General features: G+C 45.4%; 17 protein-coding genes. 13 read left to right on the forward strand and 4 right to left on the reverse strand.

Annotated elements, in window-relative coordinates; translation table 11 throughout:
* Positions 1-166: 166 nt before the first annotated feature.
* From ACP7BU_RS11220 to recJ, 6 genes are all read left to right on the forward strand, one after another.
* On the forward strand, positions 167-964 hold the full coding sequence (locus ACP7BU_RS11220) for an MBL fold metallo-hydrolase (protein WP_425879961.1): 798 nt from the start codon (positions 167-169) through the stop codon (positions 962-964).
* 97 nt (positions 965-1,061) lie between these two features.
* Positions 1,062-1,427 carry a YkgJ family cysteine cluster protein gene (locus ACP7BU_RS11225; protein WP_080591854.1) on the forward strand — a complete coding sequence of 122 codons (366 nt, stop codon included), beginning with the start codon at positions 1,062-1,064 and terminating at the stop codon, positions 1,425-1,427.
* A 224-nt stretch (positions 1,428-1,651) separates the two neighbouring features.
* Positions 1,652-3,118, forward strand: a complete 1,467-nt coding sequence (gene guaB / locus ACP7BU_RS11230) for an IMP dehydrogenase (protein WP_004281332.1) — start codon at positions 1,652-1,654, stop codon at positions 3,116-3,118.
* Between the two features lie 123 nt (positions 3,119-3,241).
* A complete protein-coding gene (gene glmM, locus ACP7BU_RS11235) occupies positions 3,242-4,573 on the forward strand; it encodes a phosphoglucosamine mutase (RefSeq protein WP_034437971.1) in 1,332 nt (443 codons plus the stop codon).
* Between the two features lie 14 nt (positions 4,574-4,587).
* Positions 4,588-5,244: a pyridoxamine 5'-phosphate oxidase gene (gene pdxH, locus ACP7BU_RS11240; RefSeq protein WP_253172855.1), complete on the forward strand. Its 657-nt coding sequence runs from the start codon at positions 4,588-4,590 to the stop codon at positions 5,242-5,244.
* A gap of 2 nt (positions 5,245-5,246) precedes the next feature.
* Positions 5,247-6,947, forward strand: coding sequence for a single-stranded-DNA-specific exonuclease RecJ (gene recJ / locus ACP7BU_RS11245; protein ID WP_425879960.1), 1,701 nt, complete (start codon positions 5,247-5,249; stop codon positions 6,945-6,947).
* A gap of 51 nt (positions 6,948-6,998) precedes the next feature.
* On the opposite strand, the gene ACP7BU_RS11250 is transcribed toward recJ, so the two are convergent.
* Positions 6,999-7,736, reverse strand: a complete 738-nt coding sequence (locus ACP7BU_RS11250; RefSeq protein WP_004281339.1) for a putative porin — start codon at positions 7,734-7,736, stop codon at positions 6,999-7,001.
* A 175-nt stretch (positions 7,737-7,911) separates the two neighbouring features.
* Complete coding sequence (locus ACP7BU_RS11255) at positions 7,912-8,691, reverse strand: putative porin (protein ID WP_004647252.1); 780 nt, start codon at positions 8,689-8,691, stop codon at positions 7,912-7,914.
* A gap of 500 nt (positions 8,692-9,191) precedes the next feature.
* Between ACP7BU_RS11255 and prfB the strand changes: the two genes are divergently transcribed.
* The 5 genes from prfB (at position 9,192) to ACP7BU_RS11280 (ending at position 14,156) form a co-directional block, all read left to right on the forward strand.
* Positions 9,192-10,287, forward strand: a protein-coding gene (gene prfB, locus ACP7BU_RS11260) for a peptide chain release factor 2 (protein ID WP_101627160.1) whose coding sequence is annotated in 2 segments (ribosomal slippage) — positions 9,192-9,263 and positions 9,265-10,287 — 1,095 coding nt in all. Because the reading frame shifts where the segments join, the coding sequence is not laid out codon by codon here.
* A 146-nt stretch (positions 10,288-10,433) separates the two neighbouring features.
* Complete coding sequence (locus ACP7BU_RS11265; RefSeq protein WP_004281346.1) at positions 10,434-10,733, forward strand: ArsR/SmtB family transcription factor; 300 nt, start codon at positions 10,434-10,436, stop codon at positions 10,731-10,733.
* Between the two features lie 15 nt (positions 10,734-10,748).
* On the forward strand, positions 10,749-11,834 hold the full coding sequence (locus tag ACP7BU_RS11270) for an alkene reductase (protein ID WP_004729181.1): 1,086 nt from the start codon (positions 10,749-10,751) through the stop codon (positions 11,832-11,834).
* Between the two features lie 82 nt (positions 11,835-11,916).
* The gene (locus tag ACP7BU_RS11275) at positions 11,917-13,197 is read left to right on the forward strand and encodes a 3-deoxy-D-manno-octulosonic acid transferase (RefSeq protein ID WP_425879959.1); all 1,281 of its coding nucleotides are present in this window, start codon (positions 11,917-11,919) and stop codon (positions 13,195-13,197) included.
* A gap of 245 nt (positions 13,198-13,442) precedes the next feature.
* Positions 13,443-14,156: a 16S rRNA (uracil(1498)-N(3))-methyltransferase gene (locus ACP7BU_RS11280; protein ID WP_425879958.1), complete on the forward strand. Its 714-nt coding sequence runs from the start codon at positions 13,443-13,445 to the stop codon at positions 14,154-14,156.
* On the opposite strand, the gene ACP7BU_RS11285 is transcribed toward ACP7BU_RS11280, so the two are convergent.
* Positions 14,130-15,110, reverse strand: a complete 981-nt coding sequence (locus ACP7BU_RS11285; RefSeq protein ID WP_004281355.1) for a mechanosensitive ion channel family protein — start codon at positions 15,108-15,110, stop codon at positions 14,130-14,132. The two genes, ACP7BU_RS11280 and ACP7BU_RS11285, sit on opposite strands and share 27 nt — an antisense overlap.
* Before the next feature lie 107 nt (positions 15,111-15,217).
* Positions 15,218-15,796 (reverse strand): DUF805 domain-containing protein, encoded by a 579-nt coding sequence (locus ACP7BU_RS11290; RefSeq protein WP_114540951.1) that lies wholly within the window; start codon positions 15,794-15,796, stop codon positions 15,218-15,220.
* Between the two features lie 270 nt (positions 15,797-16,066).
* On the opposite strand from ACP7BU_RS11290, the gene acs reads away from it, so the two are divergent.
* Together acs and ACP7BU_RS11300 are read left to right on the forward strand one after the other, a co-directional pair.
* Complete coding sequence (gene acs / locus ACP7BU_RS11295) at positions 16,067-18,013, forward strand: acetate--CoA ligase (RefSeq protein WP_004647260.1); 1,947 nt, start codon at positions 16,067-16,069, stop codon at positions 18,011-18,013.
* A 128-nt stretch (positions 18,014-18,141) separates the two neighbouring features.
* The gene (locus ACP7BU_RS11300; RefSeq protein ID WP_425879957.1) at positions 18,142-19,323 is read left to right on the forward strand and encodes an acyl-CoA dehydrogenase family protein; all 1,182 of its coding nucleotides are present in this window, start codon (positions 18,142-18,144) and stop codon (positions 19,321-19,323) included.
* Positions 19,324-19,372 lie beyond the last annotated feature (49 nt).

Consider the following 19,372-nt stretch of genomic DNA (forward strand, 5'->3'; position numbering starts at 1 on the left):
TGCATGAATCCTGAGCTAAAAACTCAGGATTTTTTATGCTTAAATCCTCTGAAAAGCTTGATAAAGCTCGTGATATGGTCGGTTTTATGGATTGTAAATTCTATTAAATCCTTATATGTTGTATGGGTATAAAACAGCAGTTTTAACTATAAATTGGGGAATTTACATGGTTTTTGAGCGCACCACATCGCAAGTCCTGTTTGATAATGGGACACATAAATGCATTAGTTTTACCAGTCTGGTCAAAGGTGAAGGCGTTCAGGCAAACCAGTTTTTGATTATTGATCATGAGCGCGCAGCGGTACTCGATCCGGGTGGTGATTTAACCTATGTGCCGCTGACCATGGAACTGAATAAATACACCCGCTTGACCCATCTGGACTATGTCATGGCTTCACATCAAGACCCGGACATTATCACTTCCATGCCGCGCTGGCTGGTATATACCGATGCCAAAGTGGTGGCATCCAAGCTGTGGGCGCGCTTCTTGCCGCACTTAAACTCGGCCTTTATGAGTGACCGGATGAAAGGTAACTGGTTAGATCGATTGGTGGAGCTTCCGGATCATGGTCAAATCATCCCGTTGGGTCAATCACACATTGTGGCGGTGCCGGCGCATTTTCTGCATTCGGTGGGGAATTTCCAGTTTTATGATCCGATTGCCAAAATCCTGTTTTCAGGTGATATGGGTGCGTCTATGGTTGAAGATGCCGCCAAGCCACTAGAAAACTTTGCCGCGCATATCCCAAAAATGAAAAGCTTCCATCAACGCTATATGTGCAATAACAAGGTGATTCGTCTTTGGGTGAAAATGGTACGCAGCATGGAAATCGAGATGATTGTGCCGCAACATGGTACACCATTTATCGGTAAAGAGCAGATTAATCAGTTTCTGGACTGGATTGAAACGCTGCAATGCGGAACTGACCTGATGGATGAAACGGTTTTTACTTGTCCTGAATAGTTCACACAAAAAATAATTTTTTTCTTGTGTGGAAAAACAACATTTTTTATATTTCTTCTCCAAAAAACTTTTTTTTGATAATGAGAACTTATAAGAAATGTTGTCTCAAGTTCCAAAACCGGATGCGTGTTTAAGCTGCGGGGCGTGCTGCGCCTATTTCAGGGTTTCGTTCTATTGGGCTGAAGGTATTCATATGCCTGAGCACTATACCGAACCTGTGACAGCAGTCTATTCATGTATGGCTGGAACCAATCAAAAAAATCCACGCTGTATCGCACTTGATGGCACCATCGGCCAGCAGGTGAGCTGCGGCATGTATGAGCAGCGCAGTTCATCCTGCAAAGAAGTGCAGATTGCCGATGAGCAATGCAATAAGGCACGTATTGCACACAATATGTTGCCCTTTGTCCAGATTGAAACTGATGAAGCCGACAATGATGACAGTTTTGAATATGTCAGCTAAATCCATCCAAAGCAGAGCTTAGGCTCTGCTTTTCACTTGATTAAAATGATCGGGGTATATTTTAAAATAGGGAACTTCATGATCGGAGGTATTATTGATGCTGTTTTAGCACTTCCATAGATTTGCGTGTACGAAGCTTGAATAAAAAATAATTTTGCAATTGCAATGAAATTTAAGCCGATATTTGTTTATAATAGTGCACGGAAATTACCAGTGAGACTGTTATGTTGACCATCGTTCAAGACGCGTTAACCTTCGATGATGTCCTATTACTCCCTGCCTATTCTACTGTTCTTCCAAAAGATGTCTCCCTAAAGACACGTTTAACTCGTGGCATTAACCTGAATATTCCTCTTGTGTCTGCAGCAATGGATACGGTGACTGAGTCCCGTATGGCAATTGCAATGGCGCAAAATGGTGGTATCGGTATTTTGCACAAGAACATGGATATCGCGGTTCAGGCTGCAGAAGTGCGCCGTGTGAAAAAATTCGAAGCGGGTATGGTCAAAGACCCGATTACAGTCACTCCTGAAACCACAGTACGTGAACTGATTGCGTTGACTCAAGCCAACAATATCAGTGGTGTACCCGTTGTGAAAGATGGCAAAGTGGTGGGTATCGTGACAGGTCGTGATACACGCTTTGAAACCAATCTTGAGCAGCCAGTCAGCAATATCATGACTGGTCAGGATCGTCTGGTGACAGTTCGTGAAGGCGAATCGAAAGAAAATATCCAAGCTTTATTGCAACAGCACCGTATTGAAAAAGTATTGGTGGTCAACGATCAGCAAGAGCTGAAAGGCTTAATTACGGTAACCGATTTCCGTAAAGCTGAATTGTATCCAAACAGCTGTAAAGATGATCTAGGTCGTCTGCGTGTTGGTGCTGCGGTTGGTACTGGTGCAGAAACGCCAAGCCGCGTAGAAGCCTTGGTTGATGCAGGTGTGGACGTGATTGTAGTTGATACTGCACATGGCCATTCTGCGGGTGTAATCGAACGCGTACGTTGGGTGAAAGCTAACTATCCACAAGTTCAGGTGATTGGCGGTAATATCGCGACAGGTGATGCTGCGCTGGCGTTACTTGATGCAGGTGCGGATGCCGTTAAAGTTGGTATTGGTCCTGGTTCAATCTGTACCACGCGTATTGTGGCGGGTATTGGTATGCCACAGATCTCTGCGATTGATTCTGTTGCCAATGCGCTGAAAGATCAGATTCCTTTGATCGCAGATGGCGGTATTCGTTTCTCTGGCGATATGGCCAAAGCGATTGGTGCGGGCGCAAGCACGATTATGGTTGGTTCATTGATGGCCGGTACTGAAGAAGCACCAGGCGAAGTTGAATTCTTCCAGGGCCGTTACTACAAGGCTTATCGCGGTATGGGTTCATTGGGTGCGATGGCGGGTGCGACAGGTTCTGCTGACCGTTACTTCCAGGACTCCAAGGCCGGTGCCGAGAAGCTGGTTCCTGAAGGTATTGAAGGTCGTGTACCGTACAAAGGCCCAATGGGTAATATCGTACATCAGATGATGGGCGGCCTACGTTCTTCAATGGGTTATACCGGTTCTGCGACGATTGAAGACCTGCGTCAGAATGCCAAGTTTGTGAAAATCACTTCTGCCGGTATGTCTGAGTCGCATGTACATGATGTGACCATTACCAAAGAAGCACCAAACTATCGCGTAGGTTAATTTCCTGTGATTTAAAATTTTAAAAAGCCGTCATGCAAATGACGGCTTTTTTATTTTGGTGTAAAGTGTGACTCAAGGAAAAAAATGGGTGATATCAATCATCCGCTAAGAAGTGAGATAAAGATGAGTTATTTTGGTACGGATGGTATTCGTGGAAAGTTTGGCGAATTGCCGATTACCCCTGAGTTTGCCCTGAAACTGGGATTTGCAGCCGGAAAAGTTTTAAAACGCCATAGTAAAAAATCCAAACCATTGGTGGTTCTGGGTAAAGATACCCGTTTGTCTGGCTATATCCTGGAAGCAGCCTTGCAGGCAGGTTTAAATGCCGCTGGCGTTTATGTTCATCTTTTAGGTCCACTACCGACTCCAGCCATTGCTCATCTGACCCGTGCTTTGCATGCCAGCTTGGGTATTGTCATTTCCGCTTCGCATAACCCGTATTTTGACAACGGCATTAAGTTCTTCTCTGCGGAAGGCAAAAAACTGCCAGATGCCTTGCAAGACGAAATTAATCAGGAACTTGAAAAAGATTTTTTGATTGAAGATACAGCAAATCTGGGTAAGAGTATCCGGGTTAAAGATGCTAACGGTCGCTATATTGAATTCTGTAAATCGACTTTCCCGTATCATCTGGATCTGAATGAACTTACCATTGTAGTGGATTGTGCCAATGGTGCAGCCTATAACGTGGGGCCTGCAGTGTTCCGTGAACTGGGCGCACGTGTGATTGCAATTCACAATGAGCCGAGCGGTTTGAATATTAATGAGGGCTGTGGTTCAACCCATCCGGAAAGCTTGCAACAGGCTGTGGTTCAACATCAAGCGGATTTGGGTATTGCCTTTGATGGGGATGCTGACCGTGTGGTTCTCGTAGATAAAGCCGGCAATTTGATTGATGGCGACCATATTCTTTATATTCTTGCGACTCAAAGCTCGAAAAAACCGGCAGGTATCGTCGGTACCTTAATGAGCAATATGGCGCTGGAACTGGCACTGGAAAAAGCACAAGTGCCGTTATTACGTGCCAAAGTCGGCGACCGTTATGTATTGCAGGGCCTGGAAGAAAATGGTTGGACCATTGGTGGTGAGCCTTCAGGTCATATTCTGACTTTGGACAAGAGCACCACAGGCGATGCGATTATTGCCGCCTTGCAGGTATTAACGGTGATGGTTGAACAGAAAAAAGCCCTGCATGAACTTGTGGCTGACTTTAAACTGTTGCCAAATGTCCTGGTCAATGTACGTTTAAATGCCATGTTTGATCCTTATTCAGTGCCTGCACTGGCAGCTGAATTTGAAAAAGCCGAACAGCAGCTTAAAGGCCGTGGCCGTTTATTGATTCGTAAATCCGGCACAGAACCTGTCATTCGTGTGATGGTCGAAGGCGATGATCTGGCTGAAGTCACCACACTTGCAAACAGCCTGGCAGATGCTGTGCGTGCCAATGCAGCTTAACGGGAACATAGATAATGAGTGATCTGATCAAGGATCTAAGTGAACTACGCCTGAATTATGAAAAAGGCGAGTTACAGGAACAGCAAGTCAATCCGAATCCGCATATGCAGTTCTTGCAATGGTTTAACCATGCACTGGAAGCAAAATTGCACGAGCCCTATGCCATGTCGTTGGCAACAGCCAATGCACAAGGCCGTCCGCATGTGCGTACGGTATTGCTGCGTGGAGCGACTGACGCAGGGTATGATTTTTATACCAACTATGATAGTCAAAAAGGTTTAGATCTGGCTAAAAATCCTTATGCCGAACTGTTGTTCTACTGGCAGGATCAGGAACGTCAGATTCGTATTTCGGGTCGTGTAAAGAAAATATCGGAAGAAGAATCGACCGACTATTATCATAAACGTCCACGCGAAAGCCAGATTGCCGCGCATATCAGTACCCCGCAAAGTGGCATCGTGGCTAGTCGTGAGGAATTGCAGCAACGTTTTTGGGATTTGCATACCCAGGTTGCCAATCAGCAACAGCTGGACAAGCCGGTATTCTGGGGCGGTTATCGTCTCGAACCTGATTATTATGAATTCTGGCAGGGTCGTCCGAACCGTTTACATGACCGTCTGAGTTATCGTAAAAGCGATGATGGCTGGACTTTAGAGCGCTTAATGCCATAACCATGCAAAAACTGGAAATCAAACAACGGCCATTGCTAACCCGTTCTGAAAACTTAGCGGGTGTTCCTGCATTTGTAGCCGAGATTCTTGCCCGTCGCGGGGTGGAGTCCGAGCAGGAGCTTGAGCTCAAGCTGAAGCATTTGCTGGCACCCACCATGAAAGGATTGCCCGAAGCAATTCAATTGATGGATCAGGCAATTGATCGTGGCCAGAAAATCGTGATTGTTGGCGATTATGATGCCGATGGCGCGACCAGTACCGCACTCATGGTGCTGGCATTGCGCGATATGGGTGCCAATGTCGAATATCTGGTACCGGACCGTTTTAAATATGGTTATGGATTGACGCCCGCAATTGCAGATCTGGCCTTTGTCAGTTTCACACCTGATTTACTGATTACCGTGGATAATGGCATTTCCAGCCATGACGGAGTCAAACAGGCACAAGATCATGGCATGCAGGTGATCATTACTGATCACCATCTGACGACCAAGCCGACACCAAAAGCCGAAGCCGTGGTCAATCCCAATCAGCTCGGTTGCGACTTTCCAAGCAAAGCACTGGCTGGGGTCGGGGTGGCTTTTTATATACTGGCCAATCTGTCTACCCATCGCAAGAAACTTGGAAAATCCTCTACGGTAATTACCAATTATCTTGATCTGGTGGCACTCGGTACTTATGCCGATGTCGCGAGTCTGGACTATAACAACCGGATTCTGGTTGATGCAGGTCTGAAACGCATTCAGCAAGGGCAGTGCCGTGCAGGAATCAGTGCACTGCTGGATATTGCCAAACGTGACCCTGCTGGTCTAAAAGCCCAAGATCTCGGTTTTGTTCTGGGCCCGCGAATTAATGCGGCTGGACGCATGGAAACCATGGACATCGGCATCGAATGTCTGCTGGCTCCTGATCTAGCAATGGCCTATCCACTGGCTGAACAGCTGAATCAGCTTAATGTCGAGCGCCGTCAGGTGGAAGGCAAAATCAAGCAGGACGCTTTAAACGAACTTGAGAAAATCCAGTTAGATGCGACGGCATTACCTGCTGCGCTGATCATGTTCGAACCGCATTGGCATCAGGGAGTGATCGGGATTGTAGCAGGGCGTTTAAAAGAGCAATTTCATCGTCCGAGTATTGTTTTTGCCGCGGATCAGGATGGGATTCATATCAAAGGTTCGGCGCGTTCGATTGAAGGTATTCATATTCGTGATGCGATTGAACAGGTGGCGGAGCAGTATCCCCATTTAGTCAGTCATTTTGGGGGACATGCAGCAGCAGCCGGTTTAACCCTGAAAAAAGAAAATTTCGCTGAGTTTAAGCAGGTCTTTGAAGCACTGATTGGTGTGATGGATGAGGATTTATTCACTGCGACTTTATGGACAGATGGAGAGTTGCCAGCTTCTGCTTTTCAGATCGAAACAGTCAATTTATTGCAGAATTTAAGTCCATGGGGGCAAAAATTTCCCCAGCCGATTTTTGACGGTGTGTTCAAAATTATGGACTATCGCTGGCTTAAAGATGTGCATCTTAAGTTACGTGTGGCGTTGGAGAATGGTCAGGTCGTGGATGCGATCGCCTTCAATGCAGCGGATAAATATGACTTTGATCCGATGAAAGATACGCGTTTGGTCTATGAGCTGGATAAAAATGTCTTTAATGGCAATGTCAGTCTGCAAATGCGGATTATGCATTTAGAACAATAGACCATAAAAAACCGCTCGAGTGAGCGGTTTTTTTGCTTTTAATCGGAGAGATTAGAAGCGGTATGCACCACGTACGCCAAAGATATCAGCATTATCAGCAAAATTAATCGAACCTTCTAAGCTAACTTGTTGGTTAAAGAATTTTTTGGCACGAATAGTAAAAACATCATTACCTTCTAGGTCTGAGTCAGAGAATCCTAAGCCAACACTGAAAGTTTTGTCTAGATATAAATCTGCACCTAGGTTATAAGCATCGATATCACCGAAACTTGCACCACCTTCGAAGTTCATATCGTATTGACCGACTTGTGTTACATATTTGGCACGTAAAGTTGGATCAATTTCATCGTCTGCATTGTCTTCAGAAATACCTACAAGACCAAGTGCTACTAATAAGCCAGGAACAGGTAAATAACCCGCTTCAGCAGCGTAACCAGTTATGTCACCAGCATCATTATCAAAATGAGCAATGTTACCACTTAAATAAAAGTCTGAATTTGGAACAAAATACTCAATACCAGCACCAATGCCAAACGTGTCTGAATCATCTTGATAGCTTAATACACCATTCACATTGCTGGCACGGTTTAAGAATGCAGCTTCATTCAAAGGTGAATTTTTGACTTGGACCGAGTTGAAGTAGTAAGTCCCATCGATAGCAAAACCTACATCCGAACCACCTTGGTCATGATCAAGAAGATCAATAGAAGCCCCAACTTCAGTTTGATAAGCGTGTGCAGTTCCCAGGCCAGCAAGAAGCGCTGTAGCAAGAGCAAGTTTCTTAAGCATTTAGATTTCTCTCTTTGTTATAAAAATATGACTGTTTGATGAACAGTTGTAACAAATTGTACAGTTTATATTCGCCCCGTCAATGTGCAAAAATACCTAAATGCTTGTTAAGAGTGCAATAAAAAAACCCATCCGAGGATGGGTTTTCTATGCATGACTAACTTTTGGTTTTAGATTAGAAGCGGTACTTCGCTGCTACACCAAAGGTATTGTAGTCATTGTTAAACTGTTCGCCAAAGCCGACACGGCCTTCTAAGCTCACTTGCTGGTTAATGAACTTACGTGCATTGATACCAAATTCGCTCTTGTCGGTAATATCATTATTGTGATAATCAGCACCGACACTCAAGGTTTTGTCGATGAAATAATCTGCTGCCAGATTGTATTCATCTAGATCACCAAACGCTGCACCTGCTTCCAGGTTGATATCTTTACCATTGCTTAATGTCGTCACATATTTAGCACGAAGTGTTGGATCTACGCCATCATCATTGTCGTTATCCCAACCTTTCACACCAGCCGCAATCAATAGACCTGGCGCTGGCAGATAACCGACTTCAGCTGCATAGGTGGTTAAATCATTTTCTAGATCATCATTGTCCTGCAGATCATGGCCATTGACGTTACCGCTTAAGTAGAAGTCAGAATTCGGTACGAAGTACTCTGCACCTACGCCATAACGATGCGCTTCAGAATCACCAATTTCATTATATTGATATTGCGCACTCACGTTGCTAGCACGATCAAGGAATGCTGCTTCTGCTAATGGTGCATTACGTGTTTGAACTGGATTGAAGTAATATGTACCATCAACGCCGAAAGAACCGCTAGTTCCACCGTTGTCAGGATCAACCACTCCTGCTGATGCACCAATTTCTGCTTGGTAAGCATGTGCTGCTGTACCAGTCATTGCTATTGCTGAAAGTAGTGCCGAAGCAATCGCTAATTTTTTCATGGTTACTACCCCTCAAATCGTGAGTTAAAAACATTACACTTTTTGTTACAACTTTCAGTCTAGAGCAATTCCAAAGATCGTCAATCAAAGGAAAGTTACAGTAATGTGAATAGCGTAATCTTGTGTAATTTTTGCTGAACAAGTGACTGAATAATAAAATTAAATTTATAATGTAGTGTTTTATTAAAAGTGTGTAGATATTGTGGAATCTATTGAATTCGCTGATTTTTTATACAGAACAATAAGAAATCCTAAATTATAAAATCAATTGCAAAATTATATTTCGGTCATAAAACGGGGCTAAAAAGCCGATAAAAATTTCGGATAAAAAGACGCAAAAGAGTCTATGAGATGTTGAAAATTGGATGAGGGAAATACAGGTCTAAATGCTCAAGATATTCGAGCTTTAGACTGAATGGATCGTTAAAATAGCGGAAATAGACTGTGCTATAATATCGGGCTAAGAATTTTGTGCCTAATTTTGATTGAGAGTAATTCACGTGGAAATTAATCCGTATCTAAACCAATTAAAAGACTTAAACGAACGTGGTCAAACACTACGGGGGTATCTTTGACTACGATCTGAAAAAAGAGCGTTTAGAAGAAGTCCTGCGTGAATTAGAAGATCCAACCATATGGAATGATCAGAGTCGTGCTCAAGCAATGGCCAAAGAAAAAGGCGAGCTTGAAAATGTATTAAATGTGCTGGATCGCTTAAGTACCCAGCTTGAAGATGCACAGGCTTTGCTTGATCTGGCGGTTGAAGCGGATGATGAAAGCTTGCTAGAAGACGTACAGGCTGAACTGAGCACGGCTGAAGAAGAACTGGCCAAGCTTGAATTTCGCCGTATGTTCAATAATCCGATGGATCCAAACCCTTGCTATCTTGAAATTCAAGCTGGTTCAGGCGGTACAGAAGCACAGGACTGGGCGTCTATGTTGCTACGTATGTATCTACGCTGGATTGAACGTCATGGCTTTAAAGCAGAAGTGATGGAAGAATCTGATGGGGATGTTGCCGGGATTAAATCTGCGACGATTCGTGTGGAAGGTGAGTACGCCTATGGCTGGTTACGTACCGAATCTGGTGTACACCGTTTAGTGCGTAAGTCGCCCTTTGACTCGGGCAACCGTCGTCATACCTCGTTCTCTGCCGTGTTTGTGTCACCGGAAGTTGATGACAATATCGAAATTGAAATCAATCCGTCCGATGTTCGTACCGATACTTATCGTGCATCAGGGGCGGGTGGTCAGCATATTAACAAAACAGATTCTGCCGTGCGTTTAACCCATGCACCGACCGGAATTGTGGTGGCCTGTCAGAACCAGCGTTCACAACATGCCAACCGTGACCACGCCTGGAAGCAGTTACGTGCCAAACTTTATGAGCTCGAGATGAGCAAACGTAACGAAGCGGCACAAGCACTGGAAGATTCCAAGTCTGACATTGGGTGGGGTAGTCAGATCCGTTCTTATGTCCTGGATGATTCACGTATTAAGGATTTGCGTACAGGTGTGGAAAATTCCAATACTGGCGCAGTTCTGGACGGTGATCTGGACAAATTTATCGAAGCAAGCCTGAAACAGGGCCTGTAAGAAATCGTTTAAAAGCTGGCGTAACAAAGCTTGTGCAGATTGCGACCATTATATCTAAAATTTTCGATATATAAATCGAAAAAATACGATATAATGGTCGCAGATGCTGAATAAAGTTTCGTTGCGCCACTGATTGTGATGTGCCTATGGACCTTGATCTAATTTTTAAAGCCTTAGCCAATCCGACCCGTCGACAAATTCTGGAGTGGTTAAAATCTCCGGAGCAATATCTGTCTGCGGAAGAGTGTGGTGGCTTTCAACGTGGGGTCTGTGCAGGTCAAATTGAACGTTTGGGCCAGGTTTCCCAGTCCACCATGTCCAATCATTTGTCTGTATTACAGCAGACTGGCCTGATCACTGCGACCAAGCATGGACAGTGGTCATATTTCTCCCGCAATGAAACTTTGATTCAACAATTTATCGAACACCTACAACAACACCTTTAACAGGTGGGAGTAACGATGGCTGAATTAAATTCTCCTTTAACGCTCGGTGCGTTAGAGCTTAAAAACCGTGTCATCATGGCGCCGCTGACCCGTAACCGCGCAACTGCTGATCGCGTTCCAACCCCAATGATGGTTGAGTACTATGCGCAACGTGCAAGTGCTGGCCTGATTATTTCTGAAGCCACAGTGATTTCTGAAGAAGCCAATGGCTATTTAAATACTCCAGGATTGTTTACCGATGCTCAGGTCGAAGGCTGGAAAAAGGTTACTCAAGCGGTTCATGAGAAGGGCGGTCTGATTGTTGCCCAGCTTTGGCATGTTGGTCGTGTATCGCATCCGGATCTGTTAAATGGTGAAACACCAGTCTCTGCAAGTGCAGTACAACAGGCGGGTCATGTCAGCTTGTTACGTCCAAAACGTCCTTATGTGTTGCCGCGTCCGCTGGAAATTTCGGAAATTCATGCCATTACCGAGCAATATAAGCAAGCCGCGATTCGTGCTAAAGAAGCCGGTTTTGATGGTGTTGAATTACATGCTGCCAATGGTTATCTGATTGACCAGTTCTTGCAAAGCAAAACCAATCAGCGTGAAGATGAATACGGCGGTTCAGTGGAAAATCGTACACGTTTCCTGCTAGAAGCAACTGATGCACTGATTGAAGTATGGGGCGCAGATCGTGTAGGGGTGCATTTTGCGCCGCGTTGTGATGACCATGACATGGGCGACAATGATCCACGTGAAACATTTGGCTATGCCATGGAGCAGCTGGGTAAGCGCAAGATTGCCTTCTTCTTTACCCGTGAATATCTGGCAGAAGACAGTATTTCTGAATATATGAAACAGCGCTCAAATGGAGTGCCTTATATTGCCAATATGCAACTAAGTCGTGAAGATGCCATTGAATTACTGGCTTCAGGCAAGGCTGATGCGGTGGCTTTTGGTAAGGCGTATATTGCCAATCCGGATCTATACGAACGTCTGCTCGAAGATGCGCCGCTCAATGAACTGAAGCTGGAAAATATGATCGGAACCAATGTCGCGGAAGGCTATATTGATTATCCGACATTGGCTGAAGCAGAAGCTTTAACTACAGTAGAATAATCTAAAAATGAGTCACATTGATTAACATGTTGATGTGGCTCTGCTATATTCTGCCCATTGAATCTTTGGACAGGGGCGCAATGTGGCCACTCCATTTTGGTATAACGCAGCCTTGGCGCTGGTTAAACCCTTATATCAATCGCGTATCCGTAAACGTGCGACCGATCCTGAACAATTACAACAAGAACTGACAGAACGTTTCGGCCCGTTTCAGCCACCCAAAAACCTGCATGCCATCTGGTTTCATGTGGTGTCGGTGGGTGAAACCAATGCTGCCCAACCGTTAATTGAACATTATTTAAAACTTGGCCATCCGGTGCTGGTCACCAATACCACCAAAACCGGTCAGGCACGCGCTAAATCACTTTTTTTAAAAGCGCCTTATCTCGATTTGTTTCAAGCCGTGTATTTGCCTGCTGACCAGAAAACTTTAATTCGTGAATTTTATCAAAAATATCAGCCGAAACTTTTATTGCTGATGGAAACTGAACTTTGGCCGAATCTGCTGGATCAGGCACCCCAGTTTAATGTGCCAAGTGTATTGTTGAATGCGCGTCTGTCCGAAAAATCCGCCAAAGGCTATGCCAAGGTCAAAGGTTTGACCCGTGGCATGCTCAAGAATTTAACTGGTCTTTTGGCACAGGATACAGCCACCCAGCAACGTTATATTGATCTAGGTATAGCTTTAGAAAAAACTCAGGTCTTGGGCAATATCAAGTTTGATATTACGGCACCGCAGCAATTTATTGATCATGCGGCTCAATTGAAACAGGAATGGTCTTTGCAAGGCCGGAAGATCATTACGCTAGCCAGTACGCATGCGCCTGAAGAACAACAATTGATGGCTGAACTTAAATCTGCACTGGATGCAGATCCAACATTAGTTTGTATCGTAGTGCCACGCCATCCGGAACGTTTTGATGAGGTGTTTCAGGCGACACAGTTACTAGGTTTAACAACCCGGCGCCGTAGTTTGGGGCAACATATTGAGGCAGATACCCAGGTTTATCTGGCCGACTCTATGGGTGAAATGTGGCTTTGGTATGCTTTGAGTCAAGCCTGTTATGTTGGTGGTTCTTTAAATGAACCAGGTGGTGGACATAATATTCTGGAACCGATTGCGCTGAATGTGCCGACTGTTTTAGGCAAAAACTATTTTAATTTTCAGACCATCGTGGATGAGTTTGTTCAATCGGATGCAGTCGCAGTAGTACAGAATGCCCAGCAGGCTGCAGAAGTATTACTGGAACTTTTGCAAGATCAGGTTAAGGCGGAAAATTTGAATGCAGCAGCGCAGAAAATTATGCAGTTAAATACGGGGTCACTTGCCAAGCATATTCAGGTGATTGATCAGTATTTATAATTTTTGGTCATTCCCTCATTTATCATGTTTGATCGAAATATTCATTCGTAGGGGATACCTACTTTTCAGAGATGAAAAGTAGCAAAAATCTTTTGTATCACTGAAGGGATGTCCTTATCCCTCAGTGATACGGGCGGCATCCCTGCCACCAATCGTAATAGCTGATTGTAATTATAGTCTGGTCAGAAACCTTATTTTTTTCATCTTTTAACTCTTCACTTCTTATTTTTTTGAACTTGATCATTATGAATATCGTCCTGCTTGATCCACGTCAAACCGAAGCTGAATTCTGGTCGATTAGCTCAACTAGGCAACTGGAACATCTGCAGCAGCATCTACAGATTCAGGTGGGAGATACTTTAAAAGTCGGAATTCGGGAAGGTCAGCGTTACCTGACTGAGATTGTCGAAATTTCTGAAAAAGCAGTGCGCTTGAAACCGCTGCAACAAGAAACTGTTCCGGAAAAATTGCCAGTGACTTTAATCGTGGCCTTGCCACGTCCGAAAGTGCTGCGCCGTCTGATCATGGACAGTGTCACCTTGGGCGTTGAAAAAATCATTTTACTACATAGCTACCGTGTCGATAAAAGCTATTGGCAAACTCCATTTTTACAGCAGTTAAATCATTATATCGAGCTGGGACTGGAACAGGCAGGCGATACGGTTGCTCCGAAAATCGAGCTGTATAAACGCTTTAAACCCTTTGTTGAAGATATCTTGCCGGGTTTGATTAGTGCGGATGGTCCGGCTTATGTGGCACATCCTTATGCAGAGCAAGCGATGCCCTTTGCGATTGAGCATCCCTGTACGATTGTTATTGGTCCGGAGGGTGGATTTATTCCATATGAAGTTGATTTACTCATCAAAAACGGCTGCCAGGCTGTGAGCCTGGGCAACCGTATTATCCGTACAGAAACCGTGATTCCTTATGTTTTAGGTCGACTGTTTAGCGCGTGCTGAAGCTTCTTCATTGCCTTCACCACGATAGACTTTGACTTCCTGTACCGGATAAGGAATCGAAATATTATGCTCGGCAAAAGCCTGAATCACCCGTTCCTGCACCGCACTGATTGAAGTTCCGGTGCCAGTTTCAGTGGTATCGACCCACCAGAAAGCTTTTAGGGTAATAGAAAAGTCAGCCAGTGCCGTCACATTGACACTAAAGCCTGGCTGGCTCAGGATGGTCGGATCTTTATCTAAAATAGCGGTGATCAGGTCCTTGGCTTTCTGGATGTCATCTTCATAGCCGATGCCCACCACGAATTCGCAGCGGCGACGGGTATAGGCGGTATTCACCGTAACCGCACTGGTGTAGACCGTGGCATTCGGAATGACAATACGACGGCCATCTGGTGAACGTAAGAAGGTCGCACGAATCTGGATATCTTCAACCGTACCTTCCATGCCATTCACGATAATATCGTCGCCAATCTTGAACGGTTCACTGAGCAGAATTAACACGCCAGAGAGCAGGTTCTGGAAAATATCCTTGAAGGCAAAACCGATCGCGACTGAACCAATTCCGAGGGCACTCATCAGCTGACCCGGGGTAAAGCCAGGAACAGCAATCACCAGTCCAATCAGAATACCAAAGAAAATAATAAAGGTACTGCCGACACGGTTGAGTACCAACACCAGATTCTGACGGGTATAAGAGCGGTTTTCCAAAGTTTTACGTACGAAAAACTTGAAGACTTTGGAGAGTAACCAGAAAATCGTAATTACGATTAGCGCGATACAGAAATAAGGCACACGTTCCCAGAAACCTTCCATGATCTTGTCAATGGTGCTGTAGGCATCATTATACTTGGCGGTATGTTCAATCACGGTCTGGGTCGTTTTTTCAGTTGCCTGATGTAACAACTCCGTAGTGCCCTCAGTTACCTGGCTTAAGGTATTGTTTTGCTCTGCCACAAAAATTCCACAATTCAAATTTTGCCTATTTTGCCTGATGTTCAGCAAAAAATTAATAAGGACTCGAAGTCACCAGTGGATATTTTCTAAAAATAACGGCGCTGTTGTTAAAAGTATTTGGTGGTTTTTTGCATCATTTCCGTGGGGGTAGGTGTTTGTTCTTCACCGCTCATATAACTGAATAAAGCGATAGATCCCAACAGGCTAAGCAGGGTCAGGATAATCATCAGCCAGGCCAGAATTTTTTCCCAGAGCAAGGTGATCCGTGCCGGACCATACTGATTACTGCCGCGATCGCCCGAACCAAAAACGATATAAAGCCATACAAAAATGTTTACTACCGGCAGTAAAAATAATAGCGCCCACCAGCCACTGCGGTTCATATCATGCAAACGGCGAACGGTCACCACTAAAGCGAAATACACATAGGCCAGAACCATGACCAGTACACCGATACTGGCCAAGCCTTGCAGTGAAATCAGCCAGTTGGGATCTAGAGAATGGGTAGAAATATTCACAATATCAATACTGAGACCCAGTGCAATACTGCCAAATAAAAAAATGAAATACAGAAATGCCGACCAGGCAATAAAGCTCAAGCGTCCGAAGCGGCCTTTCATCGACAGGGGATGATCGGTTGCAGGCAGCGCAGGCGGGTTAAAGTAGGGAGATTCAGGCGATTTCATAAAGTGTATCCTGCTAAATCAGATGAAATAACTACAAGCGATCAATTTTATTTTTAAAGGGCTGTGCTACAGATCATACACAGTTGCGCAGAAGATTCTGTACTGTAAGTTGTGGTTTATTTTGATTGAATTTGTATAAATAATCTACGACGAAAGCATGATTGCCGGATTCGAAATAAGCAGGCCATACTGCCATTATGCATAAAAAACAATCAACAACGCAGCATTAACCTCTCGTGATGAGATAGAACAAAATCAAGGAAGTGACCTATGCAAGAGATCTATCCAGTACCCGAAGAATTTAAAAAAACAGCACGTACGCTCGAAGACCAGTACTTTGAACGTTATCAATATTCTATAGAACAGCCAGATAAATTTTGGGCAGAACAGGCGCAACGTCTGGACTGGATCAAGCCCTTTACCCAAGTCAAAAATACCAGCTTTAACAAAGACGATTTTAAAATCGAATGGTTTGCCGATGGTCAGCTCAATGTCAGCGCCAACTGTCTGGATCGGCACCTGAAAGAACATCCTTATAAACCGGCCATCATCTGGGAAGGGGATCATCCTTCGCGGCACAAGATTATTTCCTTTGCCGAGCTGCATGATGAAACCTGCCGTTTTGCCAATGTGCTGAAGAAAAATGGCATCCAGAAAGGCGACCGGGTCATGCTGTATATGCCGATGGTTTCTGAAGCTGCGATTGCTATGTTGGCCTGTGCCCGGATCGGGGCGGTGCATTGCGTGGTATTTGGTGGTTTCTCGCCAGATTCTTTGGCCAGCCGGATTGAAGACTGTCAGGCGAAAATGGTGATTACTGCGGATTCCGGCATGCGCGGCGGTAAGGCCATTCCACTGAAAGCCAATGTCGATGAAGCACTGAAACTGGCGGGTACAGACTCGATTCAAAATGTAATGGTGGTACACCGCACCGGTAACCCAATTGAAATGCAGGAAGGACGTGATCTGTGGTATCACACGGAAATTATGTCAGTGAATGACATCTGTCCACCCGAACCGATGAATGCCGAAGATCCGCTGTTTATCCTGTATACCTCAGGTTCCACCGGCAAGCCCAAGGGCGTGATGCATACCACTGGCGGTTATCTGACCTATGTGAATTGCACCTTCCGTGAAGCATTTGATATCAAACAGGATGATGTGTTCTGGTGTACCGCAGATGTGGGTTGGATCACCGGGCATTCCTATGTGCTGTATGGACCACTTTCGAATGGAACCACCACCGTGATGTTTGAAGGGGTCCCGCAATATCCAAGCTGGGCGCGTACTGGACATATTGTTGATAAGCATAACGTGACCATTCTCTATACTGCACCGACCGCGATCCGCGCCATGATGCGTGAGGGCGATGCTTTTGTACGGGAAAGTGACCGTAGCAGCCTGAGAATTTTAGGATCGGTCGGTGAGCCAATTAATCCGGAAGCCTGGAACTGGTACTACACCGTGGTCGGTGAAAGCCGCTGTCCCGTCATCGATACCTGGTGGCAAACCGAAACTGGCGGTTTTATGATTACGCCATTGCCGGGTGCGACTGATTTAAAACCAGGTTCTGCGACACGGCCTTTCTTCGGGGTACAACCGGCTATTGTCGATGCCGATGGCAAGGAACTGGAGGGTGAAGCTGAGGGAAATCTGGTGATTAAGGATTCCTGGCCGGGTCAGATGCGTACCATTTGGGGAGACCCGGAGCGTTTTATTGAAGCTTATTTCTCTACCTATCCCGGTACTTATTTTACCGGAGATGGGGCGCGTCGCGATAAAGATGGTTATTACTGGATTACCGGTCGTGTCGATGATGTCCTGAATGTGTCCGGACACCGTTTAGGTACTGCAGAAATTGAAAGTGCACTGGTGGCGCATGAATCGGTGGCTGAGGCCGCTGTAGTGGGTATGCCGCATGACATTAAAGGTCAGGGCATTTGTGCCTTTGTGACTTTGCAGGCTGATGTTGCCAGTTCAGATCAATTACGTGGAGAACTGGTCAGCTGGGTACGCAAGATTCTTGGTCCAGTGGCTACACCAGACGCCTTGCACTGGGCACCGGCCTTGCCAAAAACCCGCTCCGGCAAAATCATGCGGCGGATCCTGCGAAAAATTGCAGCCGATGAGCTGGATAGTCTCGGAGATACTTCAACCCTGGCTGAACCGCAGGTGGTGGATCATCTGATCGCAGAGGTACAGCGTAATAAAGTTTAAATTCAAGCGGTTCCAATACCGGCATTCTGCCGGTATTTTTATATCAGTCATAAGCTCTGCATGCTTTCGGATATAGGTCAGTACCCTGATCTGCTAAGCTGTTTCCATGCTGAACATGAGTTAAAATAATGAATGCACAATCCCCATATTTAAATCAGTCTCCTGTCGATATTGCCCAGAAACTTGCTGAAACTTTTGCTTTGACTGCCGCAGAGCGGGACAAACAGGGGGGGAATCCCAAGGCCGAGCGTGACCTGATTCGCCAGAGTGGCTTGCTTGGCCTGTCCATTCCAAAACAGTACGGCGGTCAGGAGGCAGATTGGCAGACCATTTTTAAAACCATTCAAATTATGGCCCAAGTCGACAGTTCACTGGCGCATGTCTATGGCTTTCACCATTTGCTGATTGCGACCGTGCAATTATTTTCCCAAGCGGAACAATATGGCCCGTGGTTTGAACAGACAGCCCAAAATGATCTGTTCTGGGGTAATACTCTAAATCCGCTGGACCGTCGCACCACAGCCACAAAAGTTTCAGAAAACGAATATATTTTTCATGGAGATAAAAGCTTCTGCTCGGGTTCGATCGATTCAGATATGTTGTTGTGTTCGGGCTATAACGAAGCCGGAAAATTGCTGATAGGTGTGATTCCGACCCAGCGAGAGGGTGTGAGCTTTCTGGGCGACTGGAACAATATGGGCCAACGCCAGACCGACAGTGGTACCAGTCATTTTGAGCAGGTCAAAATTCATGAAAATGAATTACTGTTAAATCCGGGTCCACTGAGTACACCGTATTCCAGTCTACGGCCTTTGATTGCCCAGCTGATTTTCGTGCATCTGTTTTTGGGCGTGGCAGAAGGGGCATTTGAAATCGCCAGACAGGGTGTACAGACCCAAAAAGCCTGGTCCAAATCACTGGCAGACGATGCAGTGAATGATCCTTTTATCCAGAAGCATTTTGCCGAGTTTTATGTACAACTGGAAAGTGTACGCTTACTGGCAGATAAAGCGGTTCAGACTTTACAGGCAGCCTGGGAGCTTGGGAATGATTTAACAGCTGAGCAGCGCGGTGAAGTCTCAGTTGCCATTGCCACAGCCAAAATTGCCGCAACCAATACCTCTCTCTATATTACCCAAAATATTTTCCAGGTGATGGGTGCGCGGGCCACCACGGCCAAGCTCAATCTTGACCGTTTCTGGCGCAATGTCCGCACCCAGACCTTGCATGACCCGATCGATTATAAATATCAGGAAGTGGGGGAATGGGTGCTGACTGGAAAAGTGCCTGATCCAAGCTTTTATTCCTGATCTGAAAATAAAACAGCCTCTTTATCAGAGGCTGTTTTATTCTGGATGA

Source organism: Acinetobacter sp. 40AMC3-4 (genome assembly GCF_049898185.1).
Classification (GTDB): domain Bacteria; phylum Pseudomonadota; class Gammaproteobacteria; order Pseudomonadales; family Moraxellaceae; genus Acinetobacter.